Annotated in this window: 22 protein-coding genes, 1 tRNA gene and 1 rRNA gene (1 of these 24 running past the window's edge); 13 read left to right on the top strand and 11 right to left on the bottom strand. The window is 45.9% G+C overall.

Annotated elements, in window-relative coordinates:
* Positions 1-2,118 (top strand): 23S ribosomal RNA (locus tag BLCOC_RS10850); it begins 766 nt to the left of the window's first position.
* Positions 2,119-2,264: 146 nt separating this feature from the next.
* A tRNA-Trp gene (locus BLCOC_RS10855) sits at positions 2,265-2,335 on the top strand.
* Between the two features lie 80 nt (positions 2,336-2,415).
* Here the strand turns inward: BLCOC_RS10855 and BLCOC_RS10860 are convergent.
* Both BLCOC_RS10860 and BLCOC_RS10865 read right to left on the bottom strand, forming a co-directional pair.
* Entirely contained in the window at positions 2,416-3,102 is a 687-nt protein-coding gene (locus BLCOC_RS10860; protein WP_115625288.1) for a M23 family metallopeptidase, read from the bottom strand.
* 24 nt (positions 3,103-3,126) lie between these two features.
* Positions 3,127-3,762, bottom strand: coding sequence for a TetR/AcrR family transcriptional regulator (locus BLCOC_RS10865; RefSeq protein WP_115625289.1), 636 nt, complete (start codon positions 3,760-3,762; stop codon positions 3,127-3,129).
* A 540-nt stretch (positions 3,763-4,302) separates the two neighbouring features.
* Here BLCOC_RS10865 and BLCOC_RS10870 point away from each other — a divergent pair.
* Positions 4,303-4,617, top strand: coding sequence for a hypothetical protein (locus BLCOC_RS10870; RefSeq protein WP_115625290.1), 315 nt, complete (start codon positions 4,303-4,305; stop codon positions 4,615-4,617).
* A complete protein-coding gene (locus BLCOC_RS10875) occupies positions 4,614-4,847 on the top strand; it encodes a DUF4177 domain-containing protein (protein WP_115625291.1) in 234 nt (77 codons plus the stop codon). Before BLCOC_RS10870 ends, BLCOC_RS10875 begins: the two co-directional genes overlap by 4 nt.
* Before the next feature lie 68 nt (positions 4,848-4,915).
* Here the strand turns inward: BLCOC_RS10875 and BLCOC_RS10880 are convergent, their stop codons facing one another.
* Positions 4,916-5,137 (bottom strand): hypothetical protein, encoded by a 222-nt coding sequence (locus BLCOC_RS10880; protein WP_018595973.1) that lies wholly within the window; start codon positions 5,135-5,137, stop codon positions 4,916-4,918.
* 443 nt (positions 5,138-5,580) lie between these two features.
* On the opposite strand from BLCOC_RS10880, the gene BLCOC_RS10885 reads away from it, so the two are divergent.
* Both BLCOC_RS10885 and BLCOC_RS10890 read left to right on the top strand, forming a co-directional pair.
* Complete coding sequence (locus BLCOC_RS10885; RefSeq protein ID WP_018595974.1) at positions 5,581-6,978, top strand: YfcC family protein; 1,398 nt, start codon at positions 5,581-5,583, stop codon at positions 6,976-6,978.
* A gap of 13 nt (positions 6,979-6,991) precedes the next feature.
* The gene (locus BLCOC_RS10890) at positions 6,992-8,419 is read left to right on the top strand and encodes an amidohydrolase (RefSeq protein ID WP_115625292.1); all 1,428 of its coding nucleotides are present in this window, start codon (positions 6,992-6,994) and stop codon (positions 8,417-8,419) included.
* A gap of 105 nt (positions 8,420-8,524) precedes the next feature.
* Here BLCOC_RS10890 and BLCOC_RS10895 read toward each other — a convergent pair whose 3' ends face one another.
* Genes BLCOC_RS10895 through BLCOC_RS27765 form a run of 4 tightly spaced genes read right to left on the bottom strand, consistent with a single transcriptional unit; the run spans position 8,525 to position 12,168 of the window.
* Positions 8,525-9,862: a helix-turn-helix domain-containing protein gene (locus BLCOC_RS10895; RefSeq protein ID WP_029469583.1), complete on the bottom strand. Its 1,338-nt coding sequence runs from the start codon at positions 9,860-9,862 to the stop codon at positions 8,525-8,527.
* A gap of 36 nt (positions 9,863-9,898) precedes the next feature.
* Complete coding sequence (locus BLCOC_RS10900; RefSeq protein WP_029469582.1) at positions 9,899-10,621, bottom strand: type 1 glutamine amidotransferase; 723 nt, start codon at positions 10,619-10,621, stop codon at positions 9,899-9,901.
* Entirely contained in the window at positions 10,621-11,958 is a 1,338-nt protein-coding gene (locus tag BLCOC_RS10905; RefSeq protein WP_115625293.1) for a MurT ligase domain-containing protein, read from the bottom strand. Before BLCOC_RS10905 ends, BLCOC_RS10900 begins: the two co-directional genes overlap by 1 nt.
* Positions 11,959-12,003: 45 nt before the next feature.
* Positions 12,004-12,168 (bottom strand): DUF6783 domain-containing protein, encoded by a 165-nt coding sequence (locus BLCOC_RS27765; RefSeq protein ID WP_416387589.1) that lies wholly within the window; start codon positions 12,166-12,168, stop codon positions 12,004-12,006.
* Between BLCOC_RS27765 and BLCOC_RS27770 the strand changes: the two genes are divergently transcribed.
* The gene (locus BLCOC_RS27770; protein WP_369871151.1) at positions 12,133-12,234 is read left to right on the top strand and encodes a hypothetical protein; all 102 of its coding nucleotides are present in this window, start codon (positions 12,133-12,135) and stop codon (positions 12,232-12,234) included. The genes BLCOC_RS27765 and BLCOC_RS27770 overlap by 36 nt on opposite strands.
* Here BLCOC_RS27770 and BLCOC_RS10915 read toward each other — a convergent pair.
* Positions 12,197-12,334, bottom strand: a complete 138-nt coding sequence (locus BLCOC_RS10915; RefSeq protein ID WP_018595980.1) for a hypothetical protein — start codon at positions 12,332-12,334, stop codon at positions 12,197-12,199. The genes BLCOC_RS27770 and BLCOC_RS10915 overlap by 38 nt on opposite strands.
* A 166-nt stretch (positions 12,335-12,500) precedes the next feature.
* Here BLCOC_RS10915 and BLCOC_RS10920 point away from each other — a divergent pair, with 166 nt between their 5' ends.
* Positions 12,501-12,695, top strand: coding sequence for a helix-turn-helix domain-containing protein (locus BLCOC_RS10920; protein ID WP_029469580.1), 195 nt, complete (start codon positions 12,501-12,503; stop codon positions 12,693-12,695).
* A gap of 111 nt (positions 12,696-12,806) precedes the next feature.
* Here the strand turns inward: BLCOC_RS10920 and BLCOC_RS10925 are convergent, their stop codons facing one another.
* From BLCOC_RS10925 to BLCOC_RS10935, 3 genes are all read right to left on the bottom strand, one after another.
* The gene (locus BLCOC_RS10925; protein ID WP_115625294.1) at positions 12,807-13,757 is read right to left on the bottom strand and encodes a phospho-N-acetylmuramoyl-pentapeptide-transferase; all 951 of its coding nucleotides are present in this window, start codon (positions 13,755-13,757) and stop codon (positions 12,807-12,809) included.
* Positions 13,758-13,915: 158 nt separating this feature from the next.
* Positions 13,916-14,095, bottom strand: a complete 180-nt coding sequence (locus tag BLCOC_RS10930; RefSeq protein ID WP_018595983.1) for a hypothetical protein — start codon at positions 14,093-14,095, stop codon at positions 13,916-13,918.
* 21 nt (positions 14,096-14,116) lie between these two features.
* Positions 14,117-14,290 carry a hypothetical protein gene (locus tag BLCOC_RS10935; RefSeq protein ID WP_154659385.1) on the bottom strand — a complete coding sequence of 58 codons (174 nt, stop codon included), beginning with the start codon at positions 14,288-14,290 and terminating at the stop codon, positions 14,117-14,119.
* 348 nt (positions 14,291-14,638) lie between these two features.
* Between BLCOC_RS10935 and BLCOC_RS10940 the strand changes: the two genes are divergently transcribed.
* From BLCOC_RS10940 to BLCOC_RS10960, 5 genes are all read left to right on the top strand, one after another.
* Entirely contained in the window at positions 14,639-16,315 is a 1,677-nt protein-coding gene (locus tag BLCOC_RS10940) for a L,D-transpeptidase family protein (protein ID WP_115625295.1), read from the top strand.
* A 271-nt stretch (positions 16,316-16,586) separates the two neighbouring features.
* Complete coding sequence (locus BLCOC_RS10945; protein ID WP_115625296.1) at positions 16,587-17,156, top strand: glycerol-3-phosphate responsive antiterminator; 570 nt, start codon at positions 16,587-16,589, stop codon at positions 17,154-17,156.
* Between the two features lie 157 nt (positions 17,157-17,313).
* Positions 17,314-18,753, top strand: coding sequence for an NAD(P)/FAD-dependent oxidoreductase (locus BLCOC_RS10950; protein ID WP_115625297.1), 1,440 nt, complete (start codon positions 17,314-17,316; stop codon positions 18,751-18,753).
* Between the two features lie 44 nt (positions 18,754-18,797).
* Positions 18,798-20,066 carry an NAD(P)/FAD-dependent oxidoreductase gene (locus BLCOC_RS10955; protein ID WP_330412235.1) on the top strand — a complete coding sequence of 423 codons (1,269 nt, stop codon included), beginning with the start codon at positions 18,798-18,800 and terminating at the stop codon, positions 20,064-20,066.
* 2 nt (positions 20,067-20,068) lie between these two features.
* Positions 20,069-20,434: a DUF1667 domain-containing protein gene (locus BLCOC_RS10960; protein ID WP_018595990.1), complete on the top strand. Its 366-nt coding sequence runs from the start codon at positions 20,069-20,071 to the stop codon at positions 20,432-20,434.
* The last annotated feature ends 7 nt before the right edge of the window (positions 20,435-20,441 follow it).

The following is a 20,441-nucleotide window of genomic DNA, read 5'->3' on the forward strand; positions in this document are numbered from 1 at the left end:
GAACGCACATCCGTTGAAAAGGGTGGCGATGAGGTGTGGATAGGGGAGAAATTCCAATCGAACCCGGAGATAGCTGGTTCTCCTCGAAATAGCTTTAGGGCTAGCCTCGGCACAGATTCATGGAGGTAGAGCACTGAATTTCCTAGGGGGCGTCAAAGCCTACCGAAGAATATCAAACTCCGAATGCCATAGAATTGATTGCCGGGAGTCAGACTATACGAGATAAGTTGGATAGTCAAAAGGGAAAAAGCCCAGACCTCCAGCTAAGGTCCCAAAGTGCGTGTTAAGTGGAAAAGGATGTGGGATTTCAAAGACAACCAGGATGTTGGCTCAGAAGCAGCCACACATTCAAAGAGTGCGTAATAGCTCACTGGTCGAGAGGTCCTGCGCCGAAAATGTCCGGGGCTGAAACACGACACCGAAGCTGAGGAATGACATAGTCATTGGTAGAGGAGCATTGCATGTGGGAAGAAGCAGTACCGTAAGGAGCTGTGGACTGCATGGAAGAGAGAATGCCGGAATGAGTAGCGAGAACAAGGTGAGAATCCTTGTGGCCGAATATCTAAGGTTTCCAGGGTAAAGCTGATCTGCCCTGGGTAAGTCGGGGCCTAAGGCGAGGGCGAGAGCCGTAGCCGATGGACAACAGGTTGAGATTCCTGTACTGCGATATGACAGAACTGTGGGGACACGTGTGGAGAGCACAACCCGGGAATGGTATCCCGGGGCAAGCGAGGTAGGAGTCACATAGGAAAAACCGTGTGGCAATCCGAAGACGTGATGCGGACCGAACTAAAGTAGGGAAGTGTGTGAGCCATGCGTCAAGAAAAGCCGCTATTGTTCATATCGTACCCGTACCGTAAACCGACACAGGTGGATGAGGAGAGAATCCTAAGGCCGACGGAAGAAGCATTGCCAAGGAACTCGGCAAAATGACCCCGTAACTTCGGGAGAAGGGGTGCCAGGGAGACCTGGCCGCAGAGAATAGGCTCAAGCAACTGTTTAGCAAAAACACAGGTCTATGCGAAACCGAAAGGTGAGGTATATGGGCTGACGCCTGCCCGGTGCTGGAAGGTTAAGAGGAGATGTCAGGAGACGAAGCATTGAATTTAAGCCCCAGTAAACGGCGGCCGTAACTATAACGGTCCTAAGGTAGCGAAATTCCTTGTCGGGTAAGTTCCGACCCGCACGAAAGGCGTAATGATTTGAGCGCTGTCTCGGCAATGCATCCGGTGAAATTGAAGTACCAGTGAAGATGCTGGTTACCTGCGCCAGGACGGAAAGACCCCATGGAGCTTTACTCCAGTTTGGTACTGGGGTCCGGTATTGCATGTACAGGATAGGTGGGAGGCTAAGAAGTGGTGACGCCAGTTGCCATGGAGCCACTGTTGGGATACCACCCTTGCAGTATTGGGCTTCTAACCAGCCGCCGTTAACCGGCGGTGGGACAATGCCAGGCGGGGAGTTTGACTGGGGCGGTCGCCTCCGAAAGAGTATCGGAGGCGCCCAAAGGTTCCCTCAGAATGGTTGGAAACCATTCGCAGAGTGCAAAGGCAGAAGGGAGCTTGACTGCGACACCGACGGGTGGAGCAGGTACGAAAGTAGGGCTTAGTGATCCGGTGGTATTAAGTGGGAATGCCATCGCTCAACGGATAAAAGCTACCCTGGGGATAACAGGCTTATCACTCCCAAGAGTTCACATCGACGGAGTGGTTTGGCACCTCGATGTCGGCTCATCGCATCCTGGGGCTGTAGTAGGTCCCAAGGGTTGGGCTGTTCGCCCATTAAAGCGGTACGCGAGCTGGGTTCAGAACGTCGTGAGACAGTTCGGTCCCTATCCGGCGTGGGCGTAGGATATTTGAGAGGAGCTGTCCTTAGTACGAGAGGACCGGGATGGACGGGCCGCTGGTGTACCTGTTGCAGTGCCAACTGCATGGCAGGGTAGCCAAGCCTGGAAGGGATAAACGCTGAAGGCATCTAAGCGTGAAGCCCCCCTCAAGATGAGATATCCCATTCATAAAGAAGTAAGACCCCTTGAAGACGACGAGGTGGATAGGGCAGAGGTGGAAGTGCAGCAATGTATGGAGCTGACTGCTACTAATCGGTCGAGGGCTTGACCTGAGCACGAAAGTGCAAACGGCGGGTTTGAAAAAAAAGGTTTTTGTGTTTTGTATATGCGGTTTTGAAGGTACATTTCAGAAAATTGATTTTTTTGAAAAAAACTCTTGAAAGAAAATCAGTTTTATGTATAATAGTAAATAGAATATAGGGGATTAGTTCAATGGTAGAGCACCGGTCTCCAAAACCGTCGATGGGGGTTCGAATCCCTCATCCCCTGTTAAAAAGCCTTATAAATAGGGCTTTTTTGTGTATAAGAGAAAAAGCTATCGGAACAAATAGGATAGTAGACAAAAGGGTTCAATACCTAATTCTATCCATATCTGTCGGAATCCCATTCGTTACAGTTTCCCACCTGCCATTTCTAAACACATCATACTGCTTAAACGCGCAGGGAATTCCCTGTGCTGAATGCATATCTCTGCGATCCATCAGCTGAAAGTGCAAATGAGGAAAGAAAGAATTTCCGGAATGTCCAATATTACCCACAACATCTCCCTTTTTAACCATTTGACCTGCCTTAACCTTGATGGAACCGCATTGAAGATGGGCAAAGGAGGCATAGACATGTTCATTATATTTTATGATAATATAGTTACCGGCTATGGACTGTATGTCATCCTTCTGAGAATTATAAAAATGTGTACTTCTGACAGCAACAAACATATCTGAAATAAAATGTGCCCTGGTTCTCTCTTTATAATTGTCCTTTGCTTCAACAACTGTTCCATCACAGGGAGCGTAGACATTTTTTCCCCAACAATAACATTTTTGCAGGGGAACTCCGAAGATTAAATATATAAGCCAATGGGTTTGATAATTTGGATGACCCTTACGTTTCCAATCTACCTGTAAGAAATCATAGGCATATCGTGTTCCAAAACGGTTTGTGCCATGGCTGGGAATCCTGGTTCCAGGGGTATTGGGAGAGAACCATTCACCCTTTAGAGGGAAGTCGATGATTATAGGTTTATTTTCTTCATACATTTTGCACCTCCGCAAATTAAGGGGTTACGCATCATCTGATCTATAGAATATCTTGCGCAATTCTGCAAAGTAATTATTCAATTTAAGTGTGACAGCGCCATAGTCAATATGAGAAATCTCATTATTTCTTACCTCTTCTAAAAGTTCATCTGCGAAACCAACATTGGACCAGTAAATAAATTGCTTGCATGTATTTATATCTAAACCTTTTCTGAATCTGTGCTCATCTATATTGTCAAATAACTTGGGATAGCAGTTTGCATGTGCCTGTTTTCCTCTGTCATCCAGCTTCTTATTTACCTCTTCAGAATTAGTATTGCGTGAGAGCTTGTGAAACTCTAATATCCAGGGATATTCTTCTGTTAATTTCAGTTGTAGAAGATATGAACACTGCAGTTTGGTGAAAATATCACTCTCATCAAAATTCATTTGCTCAAAATATTCCCTTTTTATCAAATCGGAAAAATAATCATATACCATGAAAAAGAGTTCCTGTTTACTGCTGACATAGTGAAACATGAGTGGTTTTGAAATTCCGGCTTCTTTGGCGATAATGTTCGTCGAAGCTTTGTCATACCCCTGTGAGGAGAATTCTTTTAATGCTGCATTTAGAATGACGTCCCTTTTTTGAGGATCCAGATCTAATAGTTTTACGGACATTGCTATCTCCTTTATATTGACAGATATTTACCTATTAGGTTAATTCATATTATAACCTGATTTACCTATAAGGTCAATGCATAAAAGGGTTAATAGCTGAAAAGAACAATGTTTAAAAGAGTAATATCTAAAAGACCAATATTAAAAAGAGTGATATCTAAAAGAGTGATATCTAAAAGAGTGATATCTAAAAGAGTGATATCTAAAAGAGTGATATCTAAAAGAGTAATATCTAAAAGGAGAATATCTATAAAGAAAATATCTATAAGGAGAATACCTATAAGGACCAGTATCTAAAAAGATTAATATTTAAAAATAAAAAATATAAAAAATTAGTATATAAAATGGTGAATATATAGGCTGCAATATAGCATGAAAAAGAATAATATACTTATACCATTTAATGTTTATATTTATTATGAAACCGTTCATTATAGCCAATTACTCAAGTATCCGCTATCTTTTTAGTTGTTTGCTACAGATAAAAAATGTATAATATGCTTAAGCTTATAAACCGGTATCATAAAAAGGAGTTCACATATGTTTGGTTTAACCAGAGCAGAAAAGCTCAGAAAGAATTTAGATAAAAATGGGATAAATACAGTAGGTGAGGTCACCCATATTGGTGATACACCTGCTGATCAGTTCTTTTTTGCACAATTTGGAGAACAATGGGAAAAGAAGCCCCCTGCGATAACTGTAAAATTTAAGACCCTGCAGGGAGATGTCGCCAAGATTCAGTGCCGGATCGCGGATGATATCTATCAAGTGGGGGAACAGGTTAATATAAGATATATAAAAACAGAAAATGGATACTTTGGATACATTTTGAGAAAAGAGGAGAGCAGCCTATGAAGAAATATGAATATAAGTTTATTGAAATACCAGTGGTTCCGGAAAAAACGGAAAGGATGGGGGCAGTGAAGAAGGGGCTGCTGCCGGTTCCCTTTGAAGCCTGTAAGGAGGCAATTACAGCGGAAGCTGCCAATGGCTGGCGTTTAAAGCAGATATTGGAACCGAGAATGAGTGTATATGGTGCGAATGCCTATCAGGTGATCCTTGAGAGAGAAATAGAGTCACGTTGATCCTATCTAAACATAAGTCAGTCCCCCGGCTTGTTCACATCTAAACAGCCGGGGGACTGACTTATGTTTTATTGGTTGCTTAAACCAGCCAGAACTTCATCCAGTGATTTGCCAGATTCCATTACTGCTCTATATAAAGCCTCTTTTTTGTCTTCAGTGATTTTTTGTTCGATTTCTTTTTTTCTGCGGCGTAATTCTTTTAATTTCTCTTCATATGTGGCGATTTCCCCGATAACTGCCTGCAGTTGTTCATCCAGTGTCCTCGTCTCTTTTTTGCGTCCTCTCGCCATGATGTGATCCTCCTCATACATAAAATAATTTCAATAAACAGTATAACATTTAAAACTGGGAATTTCCACTATTTTGTATCATATTTACATCATATATCCGGTCATATTTCTGCCATGGCGCTGCTATTTATGGCCCTGTAAAAACACATCTCAACCAACAGCAGTACGCAGTTTAGTCATTTAAAGAAGTTTTGTCCTTTAAAATTGAAAAATGTAATGGATTTTATTGTAGTACGGACGTATTAAGGCTTTTACTGCATAATCCCTCATTACTTTCCGGAGTTTTTTGTGTATTATTTCCGAAAATCATGAAAAATTATTTGCAATTACTGCCAATTGACTTTAATTAAGCAGAGTGGTATCCTAAGATAAAAGAACAGTTCTATAAGCGTGCTAAAAATAATTAACGGTTTACAGCACGAAAGTAAAAGGAGGATTTTTCAATGAAAAAAGAGCGGAAATTTAAATTTTCCATGCCCCATGCTTATGTGATCATGATGACAATGGTTCTTATCAGCGCCATCCTGACCTGGGTTTTACCGGCAGGGCAGTTTGACCGGGCGGTGGATCCGGCACTGGGAAGAGAATTGGTGGTAGCAGGAAGTTATCATACTGTGGATGCCAATCCCATAGGCCCCTGGGCTTTTTGTATGAGTATCTTTCAGGGATTTGTAAATGCAGCGGATATTATATTTTTCCTGCTTTTTGCCTGTGGTTACGTTACTCTGCTTATGAGTACAGGAACCCTGAATGCTTTGGTAGGCTCTATACTGAGAAAGATCAAGGACAAAGATTATTTTCTGATTCCCATATTTTTTACACTCTTTGCTCTTGGGGGAACTACGTTTGGAATGAATGAGGAGGCCTGGGGGTTGATCCCGGCATTTGTTGCCATTGCGATTACACTGGGATATGACAGGATAGTAGGGTCTTCTATCGTTATTCTGGGAACAGGCGTTGGCTTTGCAGCAGCGGTACTCAATCCCTTTACGGTTGGCCTGGGCAGCAGTATTGCAGGTATCCCAAGTGTCGGAGGGAAAATTACCACATTCCGAATCGTGGCATTTGTCTGTTTTGTGGCTGTAACAGTGATCTACATAATGCACTATGCAAAAAAAATAAAAAAAGACCCCACAAAGAGTTATCTCTACGGTGTACCGGAACCTACAGTCACTGCCAGCCGTGATGAGGTTATGCAGATGCCTTTTACAGGCAGGCAGAAACTTACTTTAGTGGGATTTGGAATTATTATCATGACGATTGCAGTGGGGGTTGCAAAGTTTGGGTTTTATCTGCAGCAGCTCGCAGCAGTATTTTTTATCGGAATGGTGGTAACAGGACTTATCAATAAAATGGGGCCGAGTAAAATTGCAGATTCTTTTGTGGAATCCTCCAAATCCATGGTATTTACTGTTCTTATGATCGGGTTTGCACGTTCTATTGAGGTGGTGATGAGCTCCGGCAATATTATTGACACAGCAGTTTTATATTTATCCAATATTGTAAAAGGATTTCCCTCCGGGCTTTCTGCATTTGCCATGCTGCTGGCACAGAACCTGATCAACTTCTTTATTCCTTCGGGAACCGGGCAGGCTGTAGTGACAGTGCCCATTATGGCGCCTCTTGCTGATGTAGTCGGACTGAGCCGTGAAATCGCCATTATAGCTTACCAGTTTGGTGACGGATTTTCTAAAATGTTCTGGCCTACAGGATGTGCCATGATGTGTGGTGTCATGGGGATTGGCATGAATAAGTGGTATAAATTTATCTGGAAATTATTTTTAATGTGGATCGCACTGGAGGTCATTCTGATCATGGGAGCAGTAATGGTAGGTATATAAGGAGAGACGTAAAATGATAGAGGAAAAAGTAAGATTATGCAAAAGGATAGAGGAGAAGGAAGAAGCTTACTCTGATATCAGCCGGAAAATATGGGAATATGCAGAACTGGGATTTCACGAATACCAATCAGCAAAACTGCTGCAGAATACCCTGGAAGCAGAAGGGTTTCAGGTGGAGACAGGACTGGCGGGAATTCCAACAGCTTTTAAGGGAACCTTTGGCGCCGGGAGACCGGTGGTTGCCTTTTTGGGGGAATTCGATGCTCTTCCGGGACTTAGCCAGAAGCCAGGGATTGACATACAGGAAAAAAGAGAAGGAACAGACTGCGGCCACGGATGCGGCCATAATCTGCTGGGTACCGGTTCTCTTGCAGCCGCAGTGGCAGTTAAGGATTATCTGAAGGAGAGAGAAGGGACAGGAACGGTGATCTACTTTGGATGTCCGGGGGAAGAGAAAGGCTCCGGCAAAACCTTTATGGCACGGGAGGGCTGTTTTGAAGGGCTTGACGCCGTGTTCTGCTGGCACCCCTGGGATGTGAACGGGCTTTTTTCATCCAGTTCACTGGCAGATATCTGCGCCACCTTCATTTTCCACGGCAAAGCGTCCCATGCCTCTGCGTCTCCCCATCTGGGCAGAAGTGCCCTGGACGCAGTGGAGCTTATGAATGTAGGGTGTAATTTCCTGAGGGAACACGTGATCCCGGAGGCGAGGATCCATTACGCCATCACCAACGCAGGAGGAAATGCCGCAAATGTTGTGCAGGAGACAGCAGCCGTGTACTATGAAGCCAGGGCGCCCCGGCTTTGTCAGTCTTATGAAATATTTGAAAGGATCAGCGAAGTGGCACGTGGAGCGTCTATCATGACAGGGACGTCTTTCGAGATAGTGCGTGGAGACGGATTCAGCGATTATATTCCCAATAAGGTTTTGGGAGAAGTTCTGATGAAGAATTTTCAGGAGGCCGGTGCTCCGGATTTTGACAGTGAAGATCATGAGCTGGCAAAAAATATACAGAATACATTTTCGGATCAGATCATGCGGGAGGCAGCCGCAGCGGTGGAAAGCCAGCATGGTGAAAATGCAGCAGCAGCAATGGAGAAGAAAGTGCTGGCAGATGTGGTCTTCCCCATAAACCCATTGAAAACCCTTATGCCGGGAAGTACAGACGTGGGGGACGTGAGTTATCAGGCGCCCACAGGACAGATTCTGACGGCCTGCAAGGCATTCGGAACACCGGGGCATTCCTGGCAGGAGGTCAGTCAGTCAGGCTCCAGTATAGGCAGAAAAGGAATGATAACAGCAGCAAAGGTCATGGGAATGGCGGCTGTCGATGTTTTTCAGGATCCGCAGATTATCAAGGATGCAAAAAAGGAATTTACCGCAGCGGTGAAGGACGGCTATCAATGCCCGATTCCGGATGAGATTAAACCAGATATATAAACAGAAAAACAGCCTTTTCGGAAAAAACCGAAATGGCTGTTTTTCTGTTCTGACAAAGAGAATTGTGTTCTGGCAAAGGAATTATGTTCTGACAAAAGAAAGCGTTTAGTATCTCAGATTGATCTGATAAACGTTAATGGGCCGTCCTTTATTTCCGGAACGCTTCATGCCGACAATCTCTGCATAACCGTCCTTCTGCAGTGCAGCTAAAAATTTGTTGGCAGCTCTGGCGGAGATGTTCAGGTGATGCATCAGTTCCTGAGAAGTGAGCTTGTTGGTGCCTTCCTGTTTCATGACCCGGATGATCCGCACAATGGTCTCTGAGGAGAGGCTTACCTTATCCGCAATGTTGCTGATATAATCTCCGGATACTGTCATTCCCGCAGGTACCAGGCCAATCTGCAGCACAGTGAGCTGGTCGTTCTCATCGATCAGGTAACTGCCGTCCTCCTGCAAGCTGCCGTTTCTGGAATAATGGCTGGCATCAATGGCATTTACCCTGGCTTGATAAAAAGTATGACCAATACCATATCCCACGGAACCTTTAAATGAGAGCAGATCGTGAAGCTGATCCAGGATCTGGCACTTCTGAAAATCCCCGGTTATCTCTTTTATGATGCTGTAATCACCATACAGTTCAAAATCCCGATACGTATTCTTAATGACAAGGCGGTTCAGATACTTCTGGTTCAGTTCCATGATCATCTTATTGATCTCTAGGCGCGTCTTTTCATAAGACATCTCATCCTGTACAGGCATATTTTCCATATTAATGTGTATGACAGCAGGCAGATGGCTTTTCATATTTTTAATGGATATGCTTTTTTTCATGCTTTTAAGAATATCACTGATCATATTCTCATCAGGATAGACATAAATGCAGGGGATAGAAGTGTCCCGCATATTTTCCACAACGCTGTAGAAATAGGTGATGATCATATCCAGCTTGTTCTGTTTTGCCAGTTCCCTGTATTTTACGGAGAGAGCAGCTTCCCTTTCATCCAGGTTCACGGTGGAAGAGAAGTCTATCCACTCCTCTTCAAATTCACGGATCCGCTGGGCAAACTGATTGTTGAGCAGAAGCTCTTTCAAGGTGTGCCCGTCCTGGAGAAAATCCATTCCGATTCGGGAAAGCTTCAGATGTTCATCCAGTACGATCTGTTGGAGAAGAAGACAATAGGTGTTCTCCACGCTGATATGGAAATAATCTACGACAGCGCCGGCTGCCTGTTCACCAAGGGAATATATGGCTTTCATGGGGGCAATACCGCTGACAAGAAACCCTTCAAAATCGTTTTTGATCTTCAGGAAAATACTTTTAAGCTCCTCAAAAGTATCATAAGTAAAATATTCGATGGAGACATCTTCGCAGATCCCGGGAAGATGATTACCATAATGTTGGTAGTAGTGCTGTTTCAGCAGCAGCGCGATTCGGTATCCCATAAGTTTTCCCCTTTTATTCGTGACAATAGCTGTTTACTATTGTTTTGTTACAAAGCGATGATAAATATACTGGTTTGCCTCGATCTCCTGGCTGTCGTCAAGAGGTGACAATTCGGCTTTCCCATATTTGCGCTCCAGAGCGTTTGCGATTAAGTGATCACAGATATGGGGATTTTTGGGGAGAAGGGGGCCGTGAAGGTAGGTGCCGACTACATTTTTATATAGGACACCCTCTGCCTTGTCCTCGCCATTATTGCCGTTGCCGTAGAGGACTTTTCCGAAAGGCTCATTGTCTCCGATATAGGTGCGCCCGCCATGATTTTCAAAGCCCACAATGGGAAGGTCAAATTTATGGTTTTCCAGTACAATGTTGTCGATCAGACGAGGACTGCCCTGCTCTGTATACAGATCCACAAGGGAGAGTCCCTCAATACGGCCGTCGTCGGTGTCATAATAATGTCCCAGGAGCTGATAGCCGCCGCAGACGGCAATCACCACGCCGTTGTCCTCCACATAATCCCTGAAGTCTTTTTGGATACTGCGAAGCTTGTCACAGACCAGCATCTGCTCCCGGTCGGAACCTCCGCCCAGAAGAACTATGTCCAGGGCAGAAAAATCAATCCTGTCCTCAAGCTGGAATTCCACAGTCTCGGCTTCAATGCCTCTCCATTGACAGCGCTTCATCATGCATTGAATATTTCCCCTGTCTCCGTATAGGTTCAGAAGGTCAGGATATAAATGTCCGATAGTGATTTTCATTATTTTCTGCCCTCCATTTTCTTCAGAATATTATGGGTTGTATAAAGACCCGTGTAGTTTACCAGCAGATACAGGTTTTTTGTTCCGCTCTCGATTCTGGACCGGATGGCTTTTTCGATATCAGGCTCCAGAGTGGAGGGGATATCCACATATTTCAGGCGGAGGCGCATATCCTGACAGCGGATGCCGCTGACAGTGATGGAAGCAGCATTGGCATCCCTAAGCCTGTCAAAATCCACATCCCAAAGCCAGGAGACATCTGTGCCGTCCTGACTGTTGTCATTGATCAGAATTATGATATCTTTGGCGGCGGTGTCTGTCATGACTGCTCCGATATTCTGATTAAAACCAGCCGGATTTTTAGCCAGGTTGAGCATGATCCTGGTTCCGTTGATCTCAAAAAGTTCGTTTCTTCCAAACTGAGGCGTATAGTCCCCCAGAATCCTGTTGAAGCTGTCAAGAGGAATACCGGCCAGGGATGCGGCGCCGTAGACGGCCAGTATATTATAGATATTATAAAAACCACGGTAATTGGCTTTTATATGGAAGTCATCCACATCAAAGGACAGGCCGTCCGACATATCGATATGGCTGCCGTCAAACTGAGGAGCCGGGCGGGAGAATCCGCATTTGGGACAGTAATAATCTCCCAGCTGGCTGTAGTGATAGAACTTGTATTCCATCTTTTCCCCGCAGCGTTTGCAGAAACGGCCCTCGCGGATCTCCTTGGAGTCCTGTTCTTTATATACCTGTTCACTGATGCCGTAGGTGGTGTATGCATTCTCATTATCCATAGCCAGAAAGGTAGACAAGGAGTCATCCGCATTGACTAAGAGCTTCATATCAGGTGCCATTTTCATAGCACGGGACAGAAGATTCATGGTGGTATCTATCTCCCCGTACCTGTCAAGCTGATCACGGAACAGATTGGTGAGCACCATATAGTCAGGTTTGAAGTGAGGAAATACGCGGACAGTGGATGCTTCATCAATCTCAATACATGCATAATCCGCATCTAAATGTCCGTTGGCCCGGGCGTTCAGGACAAAGGCAGAGACAACTCCGTTCAGCATGTTGGAGCCGGTGCGGTTGCATACGACCCTGCATTTGTCTGCCTCCAGTACAGAGGCCAGCAGATTGTTGGTAGTAGTTTTGCCATTGGTGCCGCAGACAACAAAAATGTCTTTTCTGACCTCACCTGCCAGTTCTTTTAAGATTGGCGGATAGATGGACAGCGCTATTTTTCCGGCCAGTGTCACACCCTGTCTGCCCGTGATCTGACAGGCTGTCTTTATGAATTTGGCGCTCCATACAGCAAAAAGTCTTCTTATATTCATATACAAAAGTTCCTTTGTTTTTATTTGCGGTTTTTTCAGCCGCAGTCAGGATTTCCAGATCCCCCATTTATTATACATAAAGTGAGGAAAGAGTACAAGCGGCATTCTGAATAGAAAAGATCCTCTGCTGTATTTGGCTCCAATTCGGTCACCGCAGCTTGCTGCGCCTCCCTCATCGGAGTCAAATCTTCCGCAATATGTGACGCACAGCCTGCCAAAAGGGATTTTCGGACAAACTTTAGTCTTTTAAAAGTCCCATTTCTTTTGCTTTTTTAATAATGTTTTCCAGGACGATATCCTTGTACTTGTCACAGTTTTCAATGAATTTTTTCTCGTCGTATTCTGATGAATACTTGGGCTCTTCATGATTTGTCATAAAATATTCCTCCATTCCGTTCTTTTGTTTTAAATATACTCAATATTTTGAGTATAGTCAAGAGATTGAGTATGATACTATTCAATAAATGCACTGTATAGTTACTGTTTACATAGCTGTGCTTTAGCAGGGCTGTAAACAGCAGCACTGAATAGGAGAAGTGTACATGATAAGTTACAAACCATTTTATGAAACGCTGTTCAGAAGAAATTTCACAGAGTATCAATTGATCCATCACCATGGTATCTCAGCAAACACCCTGCACAGGATTAAAAAGGGCGAAGCGATTACCACAAAGACCATTGATACACTGTGCGATATCTTAAATTGTGAGGTTCAGGATATTATCCTTCATATTTGACGAGTGGGTGATTGGTCTCATATGAAACAGAACAGCGTGTTAAGGAGCAGCAAAACGGGGGAGATAAAAAAAGAGAAACACAGCTTTATAGGCGTGTTTCTCTTTTTACTATTATTTTACCAGCATGTAGGCAGCCACTGCCAGGATCACTTGTATGATCAAAAAACGGGCAACGACCTGTGTATCTGACCAGCCGCATTTTTTTCTCACATGGTCATGGATGGGAGTTCTTGTATTTTTTAAAATAGAGATTTTTAAAAATCTTTTCAGGAATAATTTCACAAGACCCAGTCCGCCGTCAATGATCAGCACACCCGCCAGCAGGATGTAAATGATGGGATGCTGGGATTTGATGGCGATCACTGCAATATAAAAGCCCAAAGCCCTGGAGCCGGCATCTCCCATGAGCATACTGCTGGGAGAGGAATTAAAATACAGGTATGCCAGCAGGACTGCGGCGAAAAGGAAATTGGCGATCACATAAGTACCCAGAGTCTCTTTAAAGATCAGGCCAAAGGACAGCATGACGATCACGCAGAGGCTGGCGCACAGCCCGTCCACACCATCGGTACAGTTGGTCACATTGATAGAGACCCAGAAAAGGATAATGCCCAGTATAGCATAGACTGCCTTTGGGAGTTCCAGTTCTGTAAAGCCAAGGGAAATGGTGGTGCTGTTATAATTCAGGAAAGTGATAACTGCCACGGCTGATATGATAAAATCGATCAGTCCCTTTTTGTATTCGTTCCACGGTGTCTCGGCAGCGTCGTCCAGGTACCCGCTCAGCATAATACAGAAAAGCAGTATAGCGTAGACAATATACTCCTTGTCAAGAGGCATAAAGAGCAGAGTTCCGATGATGAAGCAGACTACAAAGGTCAGCCCGACACCTCTTGTTTTGCCTTTTGAAAGCGCGCCGTTTAAGGCAAAATCACGCCCCTGGTCACTGGGCAGAAACGAAAACGGGTGCTTCAGCGCAAAAAATGTGATGAGAAAAGTAATGATGATTCCCAGCATCACGATCTGTTTTGTGTCTAAGTATTGATTCAGTAAATAGTACATATGATTTCTTTTGCTTTACAGCAATCCTCCTTCTTTGTTTTAAAACACTTTTAGTATACCACATTCAGAAAAGAGGGGAAACGATATTTTGAACAAAAAACCGGCTGTGCAGCACAGATTTCTCTGCGTGTCACAGCCGGTTTCAGAAGCAGCGCGTCTCAGGGGCGGAACATGGATTCCACATACTCCCGCATCTCATGACGGGAATTTACCTGTCTGGCTTTATCTACCAGAGGCTTCTGTTCAGACTTGGAAAGCTTGGCAAAATGATTCAGGACATCTGAATGCATTGCCAGTTCCATGGTGAAGCCGATGGGAAGTTCTTCGTTGTCAATCATTAGAGATCACCTCGCTTCCTGTCAGCCCTCACCGCCGGGACCGTCTTTACGCGGCACTTCGTCGGGGATCACGTCAGTGGCGTTTGACTCCCTGGGCAGGTCGATTTCAGGAATGTTTCCGTCATCATAATCGCTTTTGTAAGGTTTTTCATTTAACATGGCAGTTTCCTCACTTTTTTTCTTGTGTTGAGTCACAGCAGTTGCCTGCGCTGCATGATTAGTATGCGGAGAAAAAAATTTTCTATTCTGTGTGACACCTTTTGACGATTTTCGGCGTCTAATATATGGATGGTTCATTCCCAGCAGAATTCTGCGGCAGGATAGAATATGAAGAAAATATTTCACATACACTAAAAGGAGTTGAAAGTGTGACAAAAGCTTTAAATTTTTTTAAGGATTGATTTATATTTATCCGGTTGTAGAATTTTGTGTTATAATAGACAAGTATTCGCGTTTATGTCGAATATAGGCGGCTGCGGCCTGAGAAATCAAGTGAATACGGCTGCAGTTCCGACAGAAATGTAATATCGGGGAGCAAATTAGATGAAGAAAAAGACACAGCATAAGAAGACGCAGCAGGCAGAGAATAAGGCGAAGGTTGCTGTCCGGCAAGGGGAGACAGAACAGACACGGCCTAAATCAGAGATGGAGGCCAAAATTGACTCTGCCATGGAGAAAATTATCCAGGATACCATAGGGAGCCAGGAAGAAGCGGCTGCATATCAGGAACCGGATAAAAAAGCTGAGAAAAAGCAGAAAAAAGCGGCCAAAAAAGAAATAAGGGTTGAGGAAAAGAAGGGTAAAAGGACCGGAATCAAGATCGCACTGGGCATTACAGGAGCTGTGGTTATACTGGCAGCTGCCGGCTACGGCGCAGGTGCTTACTATTATAGAGATAAATTTTTTAAGGGAACCACTATCAACCATATGGCCTGCGGGAATATGACCGTGGAGCAGGCAGAAGACATGATTCGGGAAAAGGTGGAGGACTATTCCATCCAGGTGCAGTTCAGGAATGACCAGACAAGAGAAATCAAGGGACAGGATATCCGTTATGCCTATGTCAGCGACGGCAGTGTACAGAAGCTTTTGGATGACCAGAATCCATTTACATGGATCAAGGGATATTTCAAGGGAATGGATCATGAGACGGAGGAGAACATACAGTACGACAAGGAAGCGTTAAATGCACAGCTTAAGTCCTTTGACTGCATGCAGGCTGAGAGTATGGAAGCGCCGACGGATGCGTACATTGCATTTCAGGAAAACCAGTTTGTCATTGTAGATGAGACGGCGGGCACAACCGTGCAGGAGGACGTTATGTTCTCTGCTTTGGAGGCAGCAGTGGCGGGCAGCCAGGAATCCGTCTCCGCCGAAGAAGCGGGTGCCTATGCGGCCCCGGCTGTTACAAAAGAAGACCCCACATTGATCCATCAGCGGGATGTGTGGAATTCCTGCGCTGCGGTGACAATTACCTATACCTTCGGAGACAAGACAGAAGTGCTGGACGGTATGACGGTGAAGGAATGGATGACATACGACGAAAATGGAAATTATGTTGATGATCCGGCAACTCTGGAGGCAAGAGTGACAGAGTTTGTAGCCTGGCTTGCCGAGAATTATGACACAGTAGGCAGGGACAGGACTATCACAAGTACAGCCACAGGGGAACCCATCACTGTCTCAGGAGGCAATTACGGTTTCCAGATCAATCAGCTAAAGGAAAAGGCACAGCTTTTGGAGGACATAGCCAACCATGCAGTGACTGTCCGAGAGCCTGTATATTCTAAAACAGGTGTGGTATACGGGGAGAATGATATCGGCCAAACTTATGTGGAAATAGACCTGACAAGCCAGCATCTGTGGTTTTACAAGGATGGGGCGCTGCTTATGGATACTGATTTTGTGTCCGGTACTTACGTGATGAGAGACAGAAGGACACCGGGCGGTGTGTATTCTCTTATGTATAAACAGACAAATCAGGTGCTGAGAGGGCGCAAACTGGAGGACGGCACTTATGAGTATGAACAGCCTGTCAAATACTGGATGCCCTTTAACGGCGGAATCGGCCTGCATGATGCCAACTGGAGATACAGCTTTGGAGGTTCGATCTACAAGACAAATGGTTCTCACGGATGTATCAACCTTCCCACCGCTTCAGCCACAACTATATATGAAAATATAGAGGCAGGCTGTCCTGTTGTATGTTTCTACAGGTAGGGTTACCAAAAATTACAGTCTGGCGCGTGGCTGCCTCGGGATTGCTTTGCAAACGCAGGCAGCACCTCGCGGAATAATATATGTGAACAGTAACGAACTGTTACCAGGCAGATGCCGACAAGTTACATTAGGGCTTGCAGGAGACAGGGGAATGTGCTAAGATATAACAAGAGACAGGAGACAAGAGGATAAAGCCGTATCACGGCTTTGTTGTCTTGTCTTTTTAAGATTAAATAGTTTACTAGTTTACAGTACAGAAATGGAGCGTCTCATGAAACAACAGGAAATTTTAGAACAATTTGAGGACTGCCCTGTAGTGGCGGCCATCAAGGACGAACAGGGACTGAAAAAATGCCTGGGATCGGATATCGAGATCGTCTTTGTGCTTTACGGGGACATCTGCAGTATCGGTGATATTGTGAGGCGCCTGAAAGAGAGGGGCAAGACTGTTCTGGTACATATTGACCTCATTGGGGGTCTGAGCAGCCGGGAGGTTGCCGTTGATTTTTTGAAAAGCACCACAGAGGCGGACGGTGTGATCTCCACCAAGCCCGGGATCATCAAACAGGCAAAAGAGCTGGGACTGTTTGCGGTCATGCGCTTTTTTGTCATTGATTCCATAGCTTTTGAAAGCATTAGAAGGCAGACGGAGAGTGTTCACCCGGATATGATCGAAGTGCTTCCGGGGGTCATGCCGAAGATCATTGCCAGAATCTGCACGCACAGCAGAACACCTGTCATAGCAGGAGGGCTGATCGCAGACAAGGAGGATATCATGGCAGCGCTCAGCGCCGGAGCCGTGTGTATATCCACCACCAACCAGGAAGTCTGGTTTATGTAGGGGCAGTACCTGTTCAGCCGGTCTGCACATTTACCGGGCTGACTCAAAAATAAATAGATAACGCTGGAGAACAGAGACAAAGCGGAGGACACATGTAAAAGCATGTGTGTTCGTGTTGTCTCTTTTTATTTTTATAGAAAACAGGAGGAATGAAGAGATGAAATATGATGTGATGATCATAGGCGCAGGTGTTGTGGGAAGCGCTGTGGCCAGAGAGTTGTCCAGATATAATCTGAAGACAGCCGTTATTGAGCGCGAGGAGGATGTCTGCTGCGGAACCTCCAAAGCAAACAGTGCAATTGTGCATGCCGGTTTTGACGCAGAGCCAGGTTCCATGAAGGCAAGGATGAATGTGAAGGGAAGCCGCATGATGGAAGAGCTGTCAGAGGAGCTGGATTTTCCATATAAGAGGAACGGTTCCCTGGTACTGTGTTTTGATGAGAAAGATATACCGAAGCTGGAAGCACTGAAAACCCGTGGGGAGGAAAACGGTGTGGAGGGACTCAGGATCGTGAGAGGAGAAGAGATCCATAAACTGGAACCGAACCTCTCCCATGAGGTCAAAGCCCTTTTATACGCTCCGACGGGAGGAATCGTATGTCCGTTTAAGCTGACTATCGCCCTGGCGGAGAATGCCAATGTAAACGGTGTGGAATTCCTTCTGGATACAGAGGTAAAGGCAGTCAGAAAGCTTGAAAAAGGCGGATATGAGATCGAGACGGACCGGGAATGTTATGAAACAGCGTGTGTGATCAATGCAGCAGGGGTGTATGCGGATGTTTTCAACAATATGGTAAGCGAGCGGAAAATATCCATCACCCCCAGAAAAGGGGAATACTGCCTGCTGGATAAAAAGGCCGGAAATTTTGTTTCTCATACCGTATTCCAGCTTCCCACCAAGATGGGAAAGGGGGTTCTTATCACTCCAACGGTTCACGGCAATCTTCTTGTAGGCCCCACTGCCGATGACATTGAGGACAAAGAGGGGATTCAGACAACTGCCCGGGGACTTGGAAAGGTGGCCTCTCTGGCACGTGTAAGCGCGGCGGAGGTTCCCCTGCATATGGTCATCACCTCCTTTGCTGGACTTCGGGCCACGGAAAAAGACGAGGATTTTGTTCTGGGTGAAGCAGTAGACGCAGAGGGCTTTTTCAATGCGGCGGGCATTGAATCCCCTGGCCTTTCAAGTGCTCCGGCCATCGGAGAATACCTGGCGCAGATGGCGGCAGAGTATCTGCACGCAGAAAAGAAAGAGAATTTCATCAGCACCAGGGAGGACATTCCCAATGTGGCACAGGCATCCCCGGAGGAAATAGAGGAACTGATCAAAAAAGACCCGGCTTATGGCAATGTGATCTGCCGCTGTGAGACTGTGACAGAGGGGGAGATCGTAAACGCCATCAAGCGGCCTTTGGGCGCCAGATCCTTAGACGGTGTGAAGCGGAGAACAAGGGCGGGAATGGGCAGATGCCAGTCCGGTTTCTGCGCGCCCAGAACGATGGAGATCCTGGCAAGGGAACTGCACATGGATCCCCTGGAGCTGACTAAGGCAGGAAAGAACTCAAAGCTGCTCACAGGCGTGATCAAAGAAGGCTGACAAGGATCACAGAGACATTTTAAACGGGAAAGAGAGGATAAATCATGCGGTATGATTTGATTATAATAGGCGGAGGCCCGGCAGGCCTTGCAGCCGCAGTATCTGCCAGAAAAGAAGGGGTGGAGAACATCCTGATATTAGAGCGTGACAGGGAACTGGGAGGAATCTTAAACCAGTGTATCCACAATGGCTTTGGCCTCCACACCTTTAAGGAGGAGCTGACAGGACCGGAATACGCATGGCGTTTTATTGAACAGGTGGAGGAACTGCAGATCCCTTATAAGCTTCACACCATGGTTCTGGATATCCGGGACGGGGAGACCTGCAGGACGGTCATGGCTATGAACAGGGAGGACGGCCTTATGATGCTGGAAGCCCGTGCCGTGATCCTGGCTATGGGCTGCAGGGAGAGGCCAAGAGGCGCTTTGAATATTCCGGGATACCGCCCGGCAGGCATTTACACTGCGGGAACAGCCCAGCGTCTGGTAAATATGGAGGGATACATGCCGGGCAGGGAAGTGGTGATCCTGGGTTCCGGTGATATTGGCCTGATCATGGCCAGAAGGATGACTCTGGAGGGGGCAAAAGTAAAAGTTGTGGCAGAGCTGATGCCATTTTCCGGCGGCCTTCAGAGAAATATTGTACAGTGCCTCAATGATTTTGACATCCCTTTAAAACTAAGTCACACGGTGGTTGACATTCAGGGAAAGGAAAGAGTGACAGGCATTACATTGGCCCAGGTGGATGAGAACAGAAAGCCGATTCCGGGAACTGAGGAATTTTATTCCTGTGACACCCTGCTTTTGTCCTGCGGACTGATTCCAGAGAACGAGCTGTCAGGAAAAATTGGAGTGGAATTGTCCCGCATCACCTCAGGTCCTGTGGTGAATGAGAGTCTGGAAACAAATGTGCCGGGTGTCTTTGCCTGCGGCAATGTGCTCCATGTGCATGATCTGGTGGATTATGTGTCTGAGGAGGCTGCAAGGGCTGGTGCCTGCGCCGCAGCCTATATAAAGGGAGAGAAAAAGGGGGATACAAGAGTGATTCCCGTCGCTGCTGTGGACGGCGTGTGCTACACTGTGCCCCAGGTTATCCGCCCTGCGTGCATGGAGGATACCATTACACTGCGTTTCCGGGTGGGCAGTGTTTACAGGGACTGCTATGTGAGCGTGTACCTGGGAGACCGGCGGATCTGGCACAAGAAGAAGAGAAAGCTGGCGCCGGGTGAGATGGAACAGGTGGTTCTGAAAAAATCAGATTTGACAGATGATGAAAGTTTCGATAAGATTACTGTGAAAGTGGAGGAGGCATAGAAATGGAAACAAGAGAATTGATTTGCATTAATTGTCCTCTGGGATGCAGCCTTACTGTGACATTAGAAGAGGGTACCGTGAAAAAGGTGGAGGGAAATACCTGTAAAAAAGGGGAAGCCTACGGAAAGAAAGAGGTGACCAACCCCACCAGGATCGTCACTTCCTCTGTACGGGTGAGCGGGGGCACGCTTCCGGTGGTTTCTGTTAAGACCGCCTCCGATATTCCAAAAGGAAAGATTTACGACTGTGCGGAGGCTTTAAGATCCGTGACAGTGAAAGCGCCGGTACAGATTGGTGATGTAGTGCTGAAAAACGTGTGCGGAACCGGTGTGGATATGGTCGCCACAAAGAATATTCCGGCGTTATAAAAAGAAC

The sequence above is a fragment of the Blautia coccoides genome (assembly GCF_034355335.1).
Lineage (GTDB): Bacteria > Bacillota > Clostridia > Lachnospirales > Lachnospiraceae > Blautia > Blautia producta.

Coding starts and splice junctions, on each gene's coding strand:
- BLCOC_RS10925 (WP_115625294.1), bottom strand. CDS start 13,757: ATGTACTATTTACTGAATCAATACTTAGACACAAAACAGATCGTGATG.
- BLCOC_RS10950 (WP_115625297.1), top strand. CDS start 17,314: ATGAAATATGATGTGATGATCATAGGCGCAGGTGTTGTGGGAAGCGCT.
- BLCOC_RS10915 (WP_018595980.1), bottom strand. CDS start 12,334: ATGACAAATCATGAAGAGCCCAAGTATTCATCAGAATACGACGAGAAA.
- BLCOC_RS10880 (WP_018595973.1), bottom strand. CDS start 5,137: ATGGCGAGAGGACGCAAAAAAGAGACGAGGACACTGGATGAACAACTG.
- BLCOC_RS10945 (WP_115625296.1), top strand. CDS start 16,587: ATGAAACAACAGGAAATTTTAGAACAATTTGAGGACTGCCCTGTAGTG.
- BLCOC_RS10865 (WP_115625289.1), bottom strand. CDS start 3,762: ATGTCCGTAAAACTATTAGATCTGGATCCTCAAAAAAGGGACGTCATT.
- BLCOC_RS10860 (WP_115625288.1), bottom strand. CDS start 3,102: ATGTATGAAGAAAATAAACCTATAATCATCGACTTCCCTCTAAAGGGT.
- BLCOC_RS10885 (WP_018595974.1), top strand. CDS start 5,581: ATGAAAAAAGAGCGGAAATTTAAATTTTCCATGCCCCATGCTTATGTG.
- BLCOC_RS10895 (WP_029469583.1), bottom strand. CDS start 9,862: ATGGGATACCGAATCGCGCTGCTGCTGAAACAGCACTACTACCAACAT.
- BLCOC_RS10920 (WP_029469580.1), top strand. CDS start 12,501: ATGATAAGTTACAAACCATTTTATGAAACGCTGTTCAGAAGAAATTTC.
- BLCOC_RS10960 (WP_018595990.1), top strand. CDS start 20,069: ATGGAAACAAGAGAATTGATTTGCATTAATTGTCCTCTGGGATGCAGC.
- BLCOC_RS10930 (WP_018595983.1), bottom strand. CDS start 14,095: ATGATTGACAACGAAGAACTTCCCATCGGCTTCACCATGGAACTGGCA.
- BLCOC_RS10940 (WP_115625295.1), top strand. CDS start 14,639: ATGAAGAAAAAGACACAGCATAAGAAGACGCAGCAGGCAGAGAATAAG.
- BLCOC_RS10890 (WP_115625292.1), top strand. CDS start 6,992: ATGATAGAGGAAAAAGTAAGATTATGCAAAAGGATAGAGGAGAAGGAA.
- BLCOC_RS10905 (WP_115625293.1), bottom strand. CDS start 11,958: ATGAATATAAGAAGACTTTTTGCTGTATGGAGCGCCAAATTCATAAAG.
- BLCOC_RS10955 (WP_330412235.1), top strand. CDS start 18,798: ATGCGGTATGATTTGATTATAATAGGCGGAGGCCCGGCAGGCCTTGCA.
- BLCOC_RS10900 (WP_029469582.1), bottom strand. CDS start 10,621: ATGAAAATCACTATCGGACATTTATATCCTGACCTTCTGAACCTATAC.
- BLCOC_RS10870 (WP_115625290.1), top strand. CDS start 4,303: ATGTTTGGTTTAACCAGAGCAGAAAAGCTCAGAAAGAATTTAGATAAA.
- BLCOC_RS10875 (WP_115625291.1), top strand. CDS start 4,614: ATGAAGAAATATGAATATAAGTTTATTGAAATACCAGTGGTTCCGGAA.